Source organism: Streptomyces olindensis, from assembly GCF_040645895.1.
Classification (GTDB): Bacteria; Actinomycetota; Actinomycetes; order Streptomycetales; family Streptomycetaceae; genus Streptomyces; species Streptomyces olindensis.
On sequence record NZ_JBEYZD010000051.1, the window covers coordinates 46727 to 60976 of the forward strand.

The 14250-nt window shown below is 73.7% G+C and carries 11 protein-coding genes and 1 pseudogene; 10 read left to right on the forward strand and 2 right to left on the reverse strand.

Annotation, left to right across the window (positions count from 1 at the left end):
• The first annotated feature begins 319 nt into the window (after positions 1 to 319).
• Entirely contained in the window at positions 320 to 1360 is a 1041-nt protein-coding gene (locus ABZ948_RS28325; protein ID WP_359764118.1) for a MupA/Atu3671 family FMN-dependent luciferase-like monooxygenase, read from the forward strand.
• 13 nt (positions 1361 to 1373) lie between these two features.
• Positions 1374 to 2318 (forward strand): TauD/TfdA family dioxygenase, encoded by a 945-nt coding sequence (locus ABZ948_RS28330; protein ID WP_359764120.1) that lies wholly within the window; start codon positions 1374 to 1376, stop codon positions 2316 to 2318.
• Between the two features lie 64 nt (positions 2319 to 2382).
• Here ABZ948_RS28330 and ABZ948_RS28335 read toward each other — a convergent pair whose 3' ends face one another.
• Together ABZ948_RS28335 and ABZ948_RS28340 are read right to left on the reverse strand one after the other, a co-directional pair.
• Complete coding sequence (locus tag ABZ948_RS28335) at positions 2383 to 3030, reverse strand: response regulator (protein ID WP_359764122.1); 648 nt, start codon at positions 3028 to 3030, stop codon at positions 2383 to 2385.
• On the reverse strand, positions 3015 to 4235 hold the full coding sequence (locus tag ABZ948_RS28340; RefSeq protein WP_359764124.1) for a sensor histidine kinase: 1221 nt from the start codon (positions 4233 to 4235) through the stop codon (positions 3015 to 3017). Before ABZ948_RS28340 ends, ABZ948_RS28335 begins: the two co-directional genes overlap by 16 nt.
• Before the next feature lie 147 nt (positions 4236 to 4382).
• On the opposite strand from ABZ948_RS28340, the gene ABZ948_RS28345 reads away from it, so the two are divergent.
• The 8 genes and pseudogenes from ABZ948_RS28345 to ABZ948_RS28380 form a co-directional block, all read left to right on the forward strand.
• Positions 4383 to 5150: an ABC transporter ATP-binding protein gene (locus tag ABZ948_RS28345; RefSeq protein ID WP_359764126.1), complete on the forward strand. Its 768-nt coding sequence runs from the start codon at positions 4383 to 4385 to the stop codon at positions 5148 to 5150.
• A complete protein-coding gene (locus ABZ948_RS28350; protein ID WP_359764128.1) occupies positions 5150 to 7567 on the forward strand; it encodes an ABC transporter permease in 2418 nt (805 codons plus the stop codon). The genes ABZ948_RS28345 and ABZ948_RS28350 overlap by 1 nt, the downstream gene beginning before the upstream one ends.
• A gap of 127 nt (positions 7568 to 7694) precedes the next feature.
• Positions 7695 to 8480, forward strand: a complete 786-nt coding sequence (locus ABZ948_RS28355) for a thioesterase II family protein (RefSeq protein WP_359764130.1) — start codon at positions 7695 to 7697, stop codon at positions 8478 to 8480.
• Between the two features lie 53 nt (positions 8481 to 8533).
• Positions 8534 to 10315 carry a fatty acyl-AMP ligase gene (locus ABZ948_RS28360; protein ID WP_359764132.1) on the forward strand — a complete coding sequence of 594 codons (1782 nt, stop codon included), beginning with the start codon at positions 8534 to 8536 and terminating at the stop codon, positions 10313 to 10315.
• Positions 10312 to 12045, forward strand: coding sequence for an acyl-CoA dehydrogenase family protein (locus ABZ948_RS28365; protein ID WP_359764134.1), 1734 nt, complete (start codon positions 10312 to 10314; stop codon positions 12043 to 12045). The genes ABZ948_RS28360 and ABZ948_RS28365 overlap by 4 nt, the downstream gene beginning before the upstream one ends.
• The gene (locus ABZ948_RS28370) at positions 12042 to 13724 is read left to right on the forward strand and encodes an acyl-CoA dehydrogenase family protein (RefSeq protein ID WP_359764136.1); all 1683 of its coding nucleotides are present in this window, start codon (positions 12042 to 12044) and stop codon (positions 13722 to 13724) included. The genes ABZ948_RS28365 and ABZ948_RS28370 overlap by 4 nt, the downstream gene beginning before the upstream one ends.
• 137 nt (positions 13725 to 13861) lie before the next feature.
• Complete coding sequence (locus ABZ948_RS28375; protein ID WP_338781613.1) at positions 13862 to 14146, forward strand: acyl carrier protein; 285 nt, start codon at positions 13862 to 13864, stop codon at positions 14144 to 14146.
• A 22-nt stretch (positions 14147 to 14168) separates the two neighbouring features.
• Positions 14169 to 14250: pseudogene (locus ABZ948_RS28380) on the forward strand (succinate dehydrogenase); the annotation flags it as partial.

Below are 14250 nucleotides of genomic sequence, written 5' to 3' on the forward strand. Positions count from 1 at the left end.
CCCGCCCGCACCGCGCCCCAAGGCCACCGAACCGACCGAGCCTGCGGAACCGACCGAGCCCACCGAACCGACCAAGAACGCCTGACCCGCCCGACTCCCGCCCGCCCGGCCCCCGGCCGCTCCGTGCCCCGAGACCCCCGAACCGGCCGAGAACGCCTGACCCGCCCGACTCCCCCGTCCGCCCGACTCCCGCCCGCATCCCACCCGGGACCGCCCGGGGCCCCGGGCCGCCCAGGCCGCCCGGGTCCCAACCCCTCCCCTCGCACCGCCCGTTCGCCGTGCCCCCCCGCAACCAATCGGACCACCCGAAGGACCGTCCATGGATCTGAGCCTGTTCTATTTCGCGCACGACTCCACCGCGCCGGGCCAAGCCGGCCGGTACGAGCTGCTGATCGAGGGAGCGAAACTCGCCGACCGGTCGGGGCTCGCCGCCGTGTGGACGCCGGAGCGGCACTTCGACCCCTTCGGCGGGGCCTACCCGAACCCGGCCGTGCTCGGCGCCGCCGTGGCCATGTGCACCCAGCGCGTGGGCATCCGGGCCGGCAGTGTCGTCGCCCCGCTCCACCACCCGGCGAGGATCGCCGAGGAGTGGTCGGTCGTGGACAACCTCTCCGGCGGCCGCGCCGGGGTCGCCTTCGCCTCCGGCTGGAACACCGTGGACTTCGCCCTGCGCCCGGAGAACCACGCCGACCGGCGCACCCTGGTCCGCGACACCGCCGAGGAGGTCCGCCGGCTGTGGCGCGGCGAGGCCCTCGCCACCACCGACGGTCTCGGGCGGCCCGTCGAGATCCGCAGCTACCCGCCCGCCGTGCAGCCCGAGTTGCCGGTCTGGCTGACGTCGGCCGGCGGTGTGGACACCTTCCGGGCCGCCGCCCGGATGCGCGCCGGCATCCTCACCCACCTGCTGGGCCAGTCCCTCGAGGAGGTGGCCGGCAAGATCGCCGAATACCGGCGGGTGGCCGCAGAGGAGCACGACGGCTGGACCGGCCACGTCGTGCTGATGCTGCACACCCTGCTCGGCGACGACCTCGACCAGGTCCGCGAGCAGGTACGCGAGCCCTTCACGAACTACCTGAAGAGTTCCGCCAACCTCACCGCCAAGTCGTTCACCGGCAAGGACATGGACCTGTCCGAGCTGAACGCGGACGACATGGACTACCTCGCGGCCCGCGCGTTCGACCGCTACTTCGAGACCGGCGGGCTCTTCGGCAGCGTCGAACGGGCCGCCGAACTGCTCCCGCGCGTACGGGCGCTGGGCGTCGACGAGATCGGCTGCCTCGTGGACTTCGGAGTGGAGTCCCGGGCCGTGCTCGACGGCATCGACAAGCTCGGAAAGCTGAACGAGATCATCTCCCGATGAGACAGGAGACGTCATGAGCACCACCCTGAGCGCGGGCCGGACCTGGGCCCCGCACGAGATCACCGGCGCCGGAGCCGAGGGCCAGGACCTCGCCGCACACCTCGCCGAACTCGGCGCCGACCGTCTCACCGAGCTGCTGACGGAGCACAAGGCGCTCGTCTTCCGCGGGTTCGGCGTCACGCCCGACGCGATCGAGCCCGTCCTGGACCGGCTGCTGCCCAACCGCCTGCCCTATGTGCACGGCAACTCCCCCCGCACCCGGGTGCGGGGCAACCTCTACACCTCGACCGAGTACCCGCAGCGCTTCACCATCTCCATGCACAACGAGCTGAACTACGCCCGCAGATGGCCGGCCCGGCTCGCCTTCTACTGCGAGAAGGCGGCCGAGTCCGGCGGCGCCACGCCGGTCGTCGACGGCGAGCTGTGGCTCGACTCCCTCGACGCCGAGGTCCGCGAGGCCTTCGCCGGCGGGATCCGCTACGTGCAGAACCTGCACGACGGCTACGGACTCGGCAAGAGCTGGCAGGACACCTTCGAGACCGACGACCGCGCCGAGGTGGAGCGGTTCCTGACGGCCTCCGAGGCCGAGTGGGAATGGGGCCCGGACGGCATCCGCGTGGTGCAGCACCGCCGGGCCACCACCACGCACCCGGTGACGGGCGCCGAGGTCTGGTTCAACCAGGCCGACCAGTGGCACCCGGCCGGCCTCGGCGACGAGACCTCCAAGGAGCTGTACGAGATCCTCTCGCCCGAGGAGTTCCCGCAGTACGTCACGTTCGCCGACGGCACGCCCATCCCGGACGCGTACATCACGCAGATCCGCGACCGGGGCCTGGAGCTGGCCGTGGACGTGGACTGGCGGTTCGGCGACGTGCTGGTGATCGACAACGTGCTCACCGGGCACGGCCGCCGTCCCTTCGAGGGCACCCGCCGCATCCTGGTCGCCATGTCCGACTGACCCGTGCTGCGCGGCGACCGCGGCCCCGTCCTCCCCGGCCACCGGGGCGGACGGGGCCGCGGCGTCATGCCCGCAGGAAGGCGAGGACCGCGAGGACGCGGCGGTGGCCCTCGGTGTCCACCGGCAGGTCCAGCTTGTTGAAGATGTTGCCGATGTGCTTGTTCACGGCCGCCTCGCTGATGAACAGGTGCTTGGCGAGGCTGGCGTTGGTGCGGCCCTCGGCGATCAGCGCGAGCACCTCGCGCTCGCGGGCGCTCAGCCGCTCCAGCGGGTCCTGGCGCAGCCGCACCAGCTGGGTGATGACCTCCGGGTCCACGACGGTGCCGCCGGCGGCGACCCGCTCGATCGCCGACACGAAGTCCGCGACCGCGCTGACCCGTTCCTTGAGCAGGTAACCCACCCCGGCGCCGCCGCCCGAGTCGAGGAGGCGCAGCGCGTAGGAGCGCTCGACGTACTGGCTGAGGACGAGCACGGGCAGCCCGGGGAACTCCTCGCGCAGCGCCACCGCCGAGCGCAGCCCGTCGTCGCTGAGCGAGGGCGGCATCCGCACGTCGGTGACGATCAGGTCCGGCCGGTCGGCGCGCACGGCCGTCATCAGCGCGTCGGCGTCCCCGACGGCCGCCACCACCTCGTGGCCGACCCGTTGCAACAGGCCGATGAGGCCTTCGCGTAACAGGACGGCGTCCTCGGCCACGATCAGGCGAAGCGACATGGAACCTCCACATGCAGCAGGGTGGGACCACCGACCGGACTCGACACCCGCATCCGGCCGTCGAGCGCCGTGACCCGGTCCGCGAGCCCGGTCACGCCGGTGCCCGCTTCGGGATCGACCCCGCCGTGGCCGTCGTCCACGATGTCGAGGACCAGCAGATCGGAATGGTAGCGCCCGCGTACCTGGGCGCTGGAGGCTCCGCTGTGCTTGGCGATGTTCGTCATGGCCTCGTTGATCAGGTAGTACATCGTCGTCTCGAGCTTCCTGGGCAGCCGCTCGGGCAGTTGCAGGTCCACCGTCACCGGGATCGGGAACCGGCCGGCGTAGTCCTCGATCGCCGCCACCAGCCCGTGGTCGGCGAGGACCGGCGGGTTGAGGCCCCGGATCAGCGCCCGCAACTCCTGGTGCGCGGTGGCCAGCTGGGACTCGGCCTGGGTCAGCAGCTCGTCCTGCGGGGAGCCCTCGGGGACCTCCAGGCGCATCAGCCCGAGCGTCATCCCCAGCGAGACGAGCCGCTGCTGCGCCCCGTCGTGCAGGTCGCGTTCGATGCGCACCCGCTCGGCGTCGAAGGAGTCGAGCAGCCGTGCCTGCGAGGCACGCACCTCGCGCAGCTCCTCCCCGAGTTCCTTGTCGCGCGGCGCGAGGAAGGTGCGCGCCATGGCGGCCCGCGCCCCCGCCCACGAGGTCACCGTGTACGGCGAGGCCAGCAGCACGATCACCCCGAACACCGTCCACGGCCAGGTGTCGCGGCCGGTCGAGGCGATGGTGGTGGCGGGAACGCCGAAGGAGAACGCGAGGACCATCAGGTCCATCCACCACAGCGCCGCCGCCGACAGCAGCGTGAACAGCAACTCCCGCCAGGTCACCTGCTCCTTGAGCCGGGTGGCCGTCCAGGCGCGCAGGCCGGGGCCGTCCGGGGCCCGGTGCGGGTCGGGCAGGTGGTCGAGGTCCACCAGACGCAGGCGGCGCCGCTCGACCCGGGCCACCAGCGTGGCCGCCAGCACCATGCCGACCAGGGGGGCGACGCCGATCAGTACGACCAGCAGGGCGAGTCCCGCGGCCAGGCCGAGGGCGAAGACCAGTACGGCCACGGCGCCGACCACGACGCCGCCGCTCAGATAGGCCAGCGACCGCCAGGGCCAGCTCGAGGTCAGGAAGCTCAGCGGACGCTGGGCCATGGCCTGCCAGGCTGTTGTGGGTTGCATGCGATCAACGTAACCACGGGCAGGGGCATTTGGGGACGCGTCTCTCCCCCGCGGTGACCTCCGGCCGGCAAAGGTAGAGCTGCCTCTACCTCAGGAGTAAAGAGAGGATCAGTGCCCCGCCCCTGCCCCGTGCAGTGAAATCGACGCATGACGACAACGAGGCAAACCCCGGTGCAGGACGCGGTCGAACTCCACGGTGTGCGCAAGGTCCACGGCTCGGGCGGACACCAGGTGACCGCACTGGACGGCGTCTCCATCAGCTTCCAGCGCGGCACCTTCACCGCCATCATGGGCCCCTCGGGCTCGGGGAAGTCGACCCTGCTGCAGTGCGCGGCGGGACTGGAGCAGCCGTCCGACGGCCGGATCGTCCTCGCCGGCGTGGACATCGGCCAGCAGAACGAGAAGGAGCGCACCAAGCTCCGCCGTGACCACATCGGTTTCGTCTTCCAGGCCTTCAACCTGGTGGAGTCCCTCACGGCGGCCCAGAACGTGGAACTGCCGTCCCGGTTCGCCGGCCGCAAGGTCAGCCGCGAGCAGATCGCGAACGCGCTCGCCGCGGTCGGTCTGTCCGAGCGCGCCGGGCACCGCCCCAGTCAGCTCTCCGGCGGCCAGCAGCAGCGCGTCGCCCTCGCCCGGGCCCTGGTCACCCGCCCCGACGTCCTCTTCGCGGACGAGCCCACCGGCGCCCTGGACACCGTCACCTCCCGCGAGGTGCTGAACATGATGCGGATGCTGGTCGACCAGGAGGGCCAGACCACCCTGATGGTCACGCACGATCCGGTCGCGGCGGCCATGGCCGACGTCGTGGTCTTCCTCAAGGACGGCCGCATCACCGACCGCATCCCGCTCGACCGTTACTCCGGCAGCAACAATGCCGCCGCGATCGCCGGCCACATGGCCCGGATGGAGGCGTGATGCTGATCCTCGCGAACGTACGCGAACGCTGGTCCGGCTTCCTCGGAGCCTTCGTCGCCGTCCTGGTCGGCGTCGCCCTGATCACGACCACGCTGGTCATCTACGACTCCGCCCGCCCCAAGGTCCAGCCCCGCTACTCCGGCACCGCCGCCCTGGCCCTGCCCCGGCAGGCCGTCGACGCCGACGGCAGCCCCGAGGACCGGATGCCGTGGAGCAAGGCCGAGGCCGCGCCGCTGGTGGCCGGGCTCGACAAGATCCCGGGCGTGGCCGACGCCGTGGTGGACCGCTCCTTCTACGCCCAGGCGATCAGGGACGGCAAGCCCGTCACCGACGAGGGCGCCCTGCAGGCCGGGCACGGCTGGGACAGCGCGCGGATGGCGCCCTACAAGCTGGTCTCCGGCCGCGCCCCGAGCGGCACCGACGAGGTCGTGGTGGACCGCGCCCTGGGCGCGGCCGTGGGCAGCGCCCTGACCGTCAACATCACCCAGGGCCGTGAGCAGTTCACCGTCGTCGGCACCGTCGACGGCCCCGGCTACTACTTCAGCGAGGCGTTCGCCGCGCGGCAGCAGCCCGGTGTCGGCGCCATCGCGCTCGTCGCCGACAAGGGAGCCGACACCGGCGCGATCGTCACCGCCGCGAAGAAGGTGCTCGGCGACAAGGGCGCCGTGGTCTCCGGCGACGGCCGGTCCGAACTGCAGCCGCAGTACATCGAGCACAAGCGGTTCCTGGGCGTCCAGCTCATCAGCGCCATGGCCATCCTCGGCCTGTTCACCACGGTGTTCGTGGTGGCCTCCATGCTGGTCCTGGCGACCGGGATGCGGCGCCGCGAGATCGGTCTGCTGCGCACCATCGGCGCCGCCCCTCAGCAGGTCAAGCGCATGATCATCGGTGAGGCCGCCGTGGTCGGCCTGCTCGGCTCGATCGCCGGCTGCGTGACCGGTGTGCTGGCCGCCCCGCTGCTGCGGAACATCCTCCAGGGCCTGGACGTGGCCCCGCCCGGCATGGAGGTCACCGTCGCCGCCTGGCCGCTGCTCACGGGCTGCGCCGTCGGTGTCGGGGTCAGCGTGATCGGCGCCTGGACCGCCGGCCGCAAGGCCGCGCAGGTCGCCCCCATCGAGGCCCTCCTGGACAGCCGCTCCGCCAACAAGGGCATGGGCCGCGGCCGTTGGATCGCCGGCCTGGCCGTCCTCGGCGCCGGTGTGCTCCTCGCCATCGGCACCGCCACCTCCAGCGCCGACAACCGCATCAACATGGCGATCTTCGCCACCATGACGCTGATCGTCGCGGCCGCCCTGCTGACCCCCGTGTTCATCGGGCCCGTCGGCCGGTTCCTGACCGCCCCGTTCCAGCGCGGCGGCTCCGCCGGCCCGGTCCTGATCCGGGCGGAACTGGTCGCCAACCCGCGCCGTGCCGCCTCCCTGGTGGCCCCCGTGATCGCCGCCGTCGGCTTCGCGGTGCTGCTCAGCGGCATGGTGGAGACCATGCGGGTGGCCTACCCGGCGGGCGAGGCCCTGAAGGTCTCGGGCCAGACGATCGTCACCCCGGACGGCACGCCCGGCAACACCGACGAGGTCGTCGCCGCCAACCCGGTGGGCAAGGCCGCCCTGCCGACCCGGGCGTTCGTGCTGAAGGACGCGTCGGCCGGCAAGGACACCGAGCAGGCCGGGACCGCGGCCGGCGCCACCGTCCTGGACGTCCTGGGCAGCCGGGACCCGCGCTGGAGCAAGCCGGGCGAGGCCGTCCTCGGCGAGCGCACCGCGAAGAAGCTGGGCCTGACGAAGGGCCAGGAGGTTCCCGTCCGGTTCGCCGACGGCACCGCCGTCACCCTGCGCGTCGGCGCGGTCCTGCCCGACGACCCGGCCCGCGGCGACTTCGTGGTCCCCCGTGACCTGGTCCGCGCCCACGACCCGGCCGCGCTCACCGACGACATCTTCGTCCCCGGCGACGCCAAGGCCTCCGACGCCGTCCCCGGCACCGCGCTGCACGACGCCGCCGAGTACGCGCTGGCCGACTACAACACGGACGCCAAGCTCACCGAGAGCCTCGCCATGATGCTGATCGTCATCGCGGTCGGCTACAGCGTGATCGCCGTCGCCAACAGCATGGCCATGGCCGCCCACGGCCGGCGCCGCGACTTCGGGGTCATGAAGTCCGCCGGCGGCACCGTCCGCCAGCTGCTGCTGGTCTCGGTCGGCGAGACGTCCCTGGTCATCGTCATCGGCGCCGCCCTCGGCATCCTGGTGACCCTGCCCCCGCTGGCGGGCATGGCCTCCGGTCTCTCCCAGGCCACCTCGTCCGACGTGGGCCTGCACCTGAGCACCGGCACCCTCACCACCGCCGTCATCGGCACTCTCGTGGCGGCCGTCCTCGCCGGACTCGCGGTCACGTCGAAGACACTGCGCAGGCAGGCGGCGTAACCGACACGCCACCCCCCACGACGGAAGCGGCTCCGGGAATCTCCCCGGAGCCGCTTCCGCGTGTGCGCGTATAGAGCACGGATAGCCCCTCTGGTTGTGCTGAGCCGCGCAAGCGCGATGGGAGGCGATGACAGTGACCGTTCCGGACCTGCACACGCGATCACGGTGGCTCAGGACGTTCAAGCCGGTGGCGCGGCCGCGGTGCCGGCTGGTGTGCGCCCCGCACGCGGGCGGCACCGCACAGGCGTACCGCACCTGGCCCACCGGCCTGCCGGCCGACGTCGAGGTGATCGGCGTGCAGTACCCCGGCCGCCAGGACCGGCTCGGCGAACCCGCCCCGGCCTCCATGGACGACCTGGTCGGCCCGGTCGCCGACGCGGTGGAGCCCTTCCTCGGCGAACCGCTGGCCCTGTTCGGCCACAGCATGGGCGCCGTCGTCGCCTACGAGGTCACCCTCGAACTCGAACGCCGGCACGGGCAGGTCGTCGACCTGCTCGCCGTCTCGGGGTCGCGGGCTCCCCACCACCGCGAGGAACACGAGCGGCACGAACTGGACGACGCCGCCCTGATCGAGGAACTGCGCCGGCTCAACGACGACTTCGGCGACCTGCTGGACTCCCCGGAACTTCTCGACCTGGTCCTGCCCGCCATCCGCGCCGACTTCGGCGTGGTCGCCCGCTATCTGCGCACCCCGCCGGTACCCGTCCGGGCGCCGTTGCTCGCCCTCGGCGGCAGCGCCGACCCGGACGTCGCCGCCGCGGACCTGGCCCACTGGCGGGCCTGTGCGGGCGGCGCCTTCGGCACGCGCGTGCTGACCGGCGGCCACTTCTACCTCACCGACGAACGGCCCGTCCTCGACGTGCTCGCCCCCTGGCTTCCCCACCGCCGCTCCACAGCCCACCGGGCCTCGTGACCCGGCGCCGTCCGGGCCCGGCCCGACCCCACGACCACAGGAGTACGCGCAGCATGGCTGACCTGTCCGGCGCCTCGAACGTCGTCGAGATCTTCACGGAGCACGCCCGCACCCGCGGCGATCACCGCACGGTCGCGATCGTGCCCGACCCCTCCGACCCGGCCACCGCCCAGTGGCTGACCTACGAGCAACTGGACCGGGCGGCCCGGGTCTGCGCCCGGGAGCTGCTGCGCTCCTGCCGCCCCGGCGACCGGGCCCTGCTGCTCCTGCCGAACTCCGCCGAGTTCGTCGTCGGCATCCTCGGCTGCTTCTACGCCGGCCTGGTGCCGGTGCCCTCCTCGATGCCCGGCCGCTTCAAGCAGGACCAGCGCCGGGTGCGCGGCATCGCCCGGGACGCCGAGGTGAGCTGCGTGCTCACCGCCCCCGACGAACTGGGCGACGTGCGCGCGTGGGCGAAGACGGAAGACCTGGACGTGCCGGTGCTGATCCCGGACGTCGACCCGGCCCCGCCCGCCGAAACGTTCATCCCGCACGCCGCGGGCCCCGCCGACCTGGCGCTGCTCCAGTACACCTCGGGCTCCACCAGCGACCCCAAGGGCAGCCGGGTCACCCACCGCAACCTGCTGCTCAACGCCCTCGCGATCGACACCCACCTGCCGGTCCGCGAGGGCCAGCGCTACGGCGGCTGGATCCCCAACTACCACGACATGGGCCTGATGGGGCACATCCTCACGCCGCTGCTGGCCGGCCGCGGCATCGCCCTGATGACCCCGGCCGCCTTCCTGCGCCGCCCGCGCGCCTGGCTGGAGCTCGTCGACCACTTCGACATCGGCCTGTCCGCCGCCCCCAACTTCGCCTACGAGCTGTGCCTCAGCCGCGTCCCCGAGGACTCGATCGCCGACCTCGACCTGTCCCGCTGGACCCAGGCCATCAGCGGCTCCGAGCCGGTCAAGGCGAGCGTCCTCGAGGACTTCGCCGAGCGCTTCGCCCCCGCGGGACTGCGCAGGGAGCAGCTCACCCCCTGCTACGGCATGGCCGAGACGACCCTGATGATCTCGACCACGTCCGACCGGGCCCCGCTCGTGCTCACCTGTGACGTCGCGGAGCTGGAAGCGGGCCGCGTGGTGCCCGCCGGTGACGGCGCCGCCGGCCGGACCCTGGTCAGCTGCGGCGCGCCGCGCGGACTGCAGGCCCGGGTCGTGGACCCGGCCACCGGCCGCGCCCTCCCGGCCGGTTCGGTCGGCGAGATCTGGCTGCGCGGCGACCTGGTGGTGGACGGCTACTGGCGCAATCCCGAAGCCACCGCGGCCACCTTCGGCAACCGGCTCGCCGACGACCCCGAGGACGCGGGCGGCTGGCTGCGCACCGGGGACCTCGGAGCCCTGGTGGACGGCGAGATCCACGTCACCGGACGGATCAAGGAGATGATGATCGTCCGGGGCCGCAACATCTACCCCCACGACATCGAGCACGAGCTGCGCCGGCAGCACGAGGAACTGCGTGACACCGTCGGCTCGGTCGTCACCGTCCCCACCGGCGCCGACGACACCGAGGGCCGGCTCGTGGTCATCCACGAGGTCCGCCGCCGGGCCGTCGACGAGGAACTGGCCCGCCTGGCCGCGAGCATGCGCACGACCGTGGCCCGCGAGTTCGGCCTGCGCGCCGACTCGGTCCTGCTGCTGCGCCGCGGCGCGGTCCGCCGTACGACCAGCGGCAAGGTCCAGCGGTCCACCATGCAGGCCCTGTATGCGAACGGCGAACTGGAGCCCCTGTGGGCCGACGGCTACGCGGCGGCCGGGCAGGCCGTCGCCGTCGGGGCGGGGGACGGCAGATGAGGACGTCCGACCTCGACGCCCGGATCGCCGGATGGTCCCGGCCGGGCGGCCCCTTCGACCCCGCCGTGCTGACCGCCCACGACGAGGCGGAGTCCTTCCCCGCCGAGGCGTGTGCCGCGCTCGACGCCTGGGGGCTGCCCGAGTACTACGTCCCGGCCCGCTACGGCGGCCGGCAGGACCGCCTCGACGAGTTCCTCGCCCTGCTGCGCCGGATCGCCGCCCGCGACCTGACGGTGGCCGTGGCCCACGGCAAGACCTTCCTCGGCGGTGTCTGCGCCTGGGTCGCCCGGGAGGACGGCCCGGCCGACCTGCTGGCCCGGCACGTCCTCGCGGGCCGGCCGGTGGCCTGGGGGCTCACCGAGCCCGACGGCGGCAGCGACCTGCTCGCCGGCTCGCTCACCGCGACCCGCCACGGCTCCGGCTGGCTCCTGAGCGGCCGCAAGTGGCCCGTGAACAACGCGACCCGGGGCGATCTGATGTGCGTCCTGGCCCGCACCGACCCGCAGGGCGGTCCCCGCGGTTTCACCGTCTTCCTGATCGACAAACGGGCCACCCCCGCCGGCACCGTGCGTCCGCTGCCCAAGATGCCCACCCACGGCATCCGGGGCGCCGACATCAGCGGCGTGGAGTTCCGCGCGGCGCGGGTCCCCGCCCACGCGCTCGTCGGCACGGTCGGCGGCGGCCTCGAACTGGTCCTCAAGTCCCTCCAGCTGACCCGGATCGTCTGTGCCTCCCTCTCCCTGGGCGCCGGGGACCACGCGCTCGGGCTCCTCCGCCGCTTCCTGGGCGAACGGCGGCTGTACGGGCGGGACCTGGTGAGCCTGCCGCACGTCCGCGTCACGGCCGGGCGGGCCGTGGCCCGTCAGTTCCTCGCCGAGGCCGTCGCCCACACCGCCGCCCGGGCCGCCCACCAGGTACCGGAGGAGCTGAGCGTCGTCTCCGCCGTCGCCAAGGCGTTCGTGCCGACCCTGATCCAGGGCCAGCTCAAGCTGGTCGGCGACCTGCTCGGCGCCCGCGGCTTCCTCACCGGTGTCGAGGGCTACGGCGGCTTCGCCAAACTGGAGCGCGACCACCAGGTCGTCCCGATCTTCGACGGCAGCACCTGGGTCAACCGCGCCGGTCTGGCCGGCGTCCTGCCCCTGCTGCGGCCCGGCCGGCGGGCCACCGCCGCCGGGGCCGAGTCGCCCGTGCGGTGGCTGCGTGAGGAGCACCGCCCCGCCCCCCTCGACACCCGCCGGCTGCGCCTGTCGGCGCCCCGCGACTCCGTGCTGGGCGCGCTGCCCACGCTGGTGGCCGGCCTCACCGGGCGCGACGGGGCATCGGGCGCGGCGGACGAGACCGCCTCCCTGGCCCGCGCCCTGCTGCGCGCCCACGAACGCCTGGGCGCCGACCTGGCGGGCACGCGCCCCACCGGTGGCGCGCCGAGCACCGCCGCGATGCGCCTCGCCGAACGCTACGAGTGGTGCTTCGCGGGTGCCGCCGCGCTCGCCCTGCACGCCGCGCGGCCCCGCCTGCACGACGGCCCGTGGGGCCGGGACGACCTGTGGCTGCGCGGCTGTCTCGCCCTGGTCCTGGAGGCCCTGGACAGCGAGCCCGCCGCGGCCACGCAGGTCTACGACCGGCTCGGCACGCTCCTGGGCGCCACGCCGGACGTCCCGGTGAGCGTGCTCGACGACACCGCGCCGGAGGGGCCGGCGCGCGACGGATCGGTGGAGGTGTCCGCCGCATGACCGACATCACGACCCGCGCGCAGCACCTGGAGAAACTGCTCGGCGCCCCCTGGGACGCGGCCAACCCGGCCGGTTTCGCGGCGGTGGTGGCCGCCGACGAACGCGAGGAGACCGCGCAGGCCGCCGAGGCGGTCCTGGACGAGTTCGGGCTGCTCGCCGAGTTCGTCCCCCGGGCGCTGGGCGGCCGCCTCGACCGCATCGACCACATGATCGAGCTGATGCGGTCGGTGTACCGGCGGGACCCGGCCCTGGGCCTCGCCCGCGCCGGTCAGCTCCTCGCGAGCGTCAACGTCTGGACCGCCGGCTCGCCCGAACAGCAGGCGGGAGCGGCCGAGTTGCTGCTCGACAACCGCCGGATCGCCTGCGCGTTCCACGAGCTCGCCCACGGCAACGACATCGCCGGCAACGAGTTCGCGGCCCGCCGCGCCGGCTCCGGACTGGTCCTGCACGGCCGCAAGGAGTCCATCGCCAACCTGGACCTGGCCGACGCCCTGGTGATCCTGGCGCGCACCGACCCGGCCGACGGACCGCGCGCCCACTCGCAGCTGTTCCTGCCCGCCGGCCTGCTCGCCCCCGGCCACGTGCGCAGACTGCCGAGGTTCCGCTCGGTCGGCATGCGGGGGGTGCGTCTGGGAGGCATGGAGGTGACCGGTCTGCCGGTCCCCGACGGGCTGCTGCTCGGCGCACCGGGCACCGGTGTCGAGACGGCCTCCCGCGCCTTCCAGGTGACCCGCCTGGCGCTGCCCGCCATGAGCACCGCCCTGCTCGACACCGCTCTGCGCGTCACCCTGCACCACACCCGCCGCCGACGGCTCTACGGCCGGGAGGCCGCCGCCCTGCCGATGGTGCGCACCACCCTGGCCGAGGCCTTCGCCGACCTGCTGGTCTGCGAGGCTCTCTCGCGCACGGCGGCCCGCGCCCTGCACCTGTGCCCCGAGTCCGGCAGCGTCCACGCGCCCGCGGTGAAGTACCTGGTCGCCGGAGTGCTCACGGACGCGGTGCAGCGGCTCGCGACGGTGATGGGCTCGGAGTTCTACCGCCGCGACGGCGAGCACGCCGTGTTCCAGAAGATCGTCCGGGACGTCAGGCCGGTCGGCTTCGGCCACATCGCCCGCGCGGCCTGCCTGTCCGCCCTGCTGCCCCAGCTGCCCGGGCTGCTCGGCCGGGCCCGGCGCGCTCCGGACCCGGCCCCGGCCGCTCTGTTCACCGCCGAGGCCGAGCTGCCCGAGCCGGACCTGCCCCGGCTCCGGCTGGCGGCGGGCGGCCGGGACCCGCTGGTCTCCTCGCTCGGCACCGTCCTCGACGAGGACCTGCCGGCGGCCGTCCGGCCGCTCGCCGAGGAGCACGTGCGCGGTTTCGCGGCGCTGTGCGAGGCCGGCGCGGTCCTGCGGCCCCGGCAGCTGTCGATCACGGCCGAGGTGCCGGTGCGCGAACTGGCCGCCCGCTACACCGTCGCGCTCGCCGCCGCCGCGTGTCTGGGCGTCCAACGCACCGCCCCCGCAGGGGAGTTCCTGGCACGACCGGAGTGGCTGCAGGCCGCGCTCGTCCGGCTCGGCGGCATGGAGCGGGCCGTCCCCGCCGGGCTGCCGCCGGCGGTCGAGGACGCGCTGTTCGAGGAACTCCTGCACCGCGACGACCACCACCTGTCCTTCGGCCTCACCGGCCGCCCGTACGCGTGAGACGACGGCCCCGGGCGGTCCGCCTGCCGGCGACCGCCCACCGCCCCGCTCCGCCCTCCTGCCCCCCACCGCGGGTCCCGCGCCTCCTGCGCCCCGCGTCAACCCCACCTTCACCGCACGTCCCGAGGAGAAACGCGATGACCACGTACGGCTTCGACCGCGCCGCCCCGTCCGAGATCCAGAGCTGGCTCGTCGAGCGCCTCGCCGAGTACCTGCCGGACCTCGGCGAGGCCGTGGACCCCCACCGGCAGCTCGGCGAGTACGGCCTCGACTCCATCACCGTGGTGGCGTTCGCCGCCGACGTGGAGGAGCAGCTCGGCATACCCGTCGACCCCACCGCGATATGGGACTACCCGACCGTCAGCGAGCTGGCCGGGTACGTGGCGGACGAGCTGGCCGGGCGGCGCCCGCAGGCCGCCTGACGGACCGGTCGTGTCCCGGCCCAACCACTACGCCCACTGGCTGCGCACCGTCGGCGAGCCGTTCATGCACTACGAGTGGACGCTCTGGCTGGTCCGCGTGGTGC

Coding starts and splice junctions, on each gene's coding strand:
- ABZ948_RS28325 (WP_359764118.1), top strand. CDS start 320: ATGGATCTGAGCCTGTTCTATTTCGCGCACGACTCCACCGCGCCGGGC.
- ABZ948_RS28330 (WP_359764120.1), top strand. CDS start 1,374: ATGAGCACCACCCTGAGCGCGGGCCGGACCTGGGCCCCGCACGAGATC.
- ABZ948_RS28335 (WP_359764122.1), bottom strand. CDS start 3,030: ATGTCGCTTCGCCTGATCGTGGCCGAGGACGCCGTCCTGTTACGCGAA.
- ABZ948_RS28340 (WP_359764124.1), bottom strand. CDS start 4,235: ATGCAACCCACAACAGCCTGGCAGGCCATGGCCCAGCGTCCGCTGAGC.
- ABZ948_RS28345 (WP_359764126.1), top strand. CDS start 4,383: ATGACGACAACGAGGCAAACCCCGGTGCAGGACGCGGTCGAACTCCAC.
- ABZ948_RS28350 (WP_359764128.1), top strand. CDS start 5,150: ATGCTGATCCTCGCGAACGTACGCGAACGCTGGTCCGGCTTCCTCGGA.
- ABZ948_RS28355 (WP_359764130.1), top strand. CDS start 7,695: ATGACAGTGACCGTTCCGGACCTGCACACGCGATCACGGTGGCTCAGG.
- ABZ948_RS28360 (WP_359764132.1), top strand. CDS start 8,534: ATGGCTGACCTGTCCGGCGCCTCGAACGTCGTCGAGATCTTCACGGAG.
- ABZ948_RS28365 (WP_359764134.1), top strand. CDS start 10,312: ATGAGGACGTCCGACCTCGACGCCCGGATCGCCGGATGGTCCCGGCCG.
- ABZ948_RS28370 (WP_359764136.1), top strand. CDS start 12,042: ATGACCGACATCACGACCCGCGCGCAGCACCTGGAGAAACTGCTCGGC.
- ABZ948_RS28375 (WP_338781613.1), top strand. CDS start 13,862: ATGACCACGTACGGCTTCGACCGCGCCGCCCCGTCCGAGATCCAGAGC.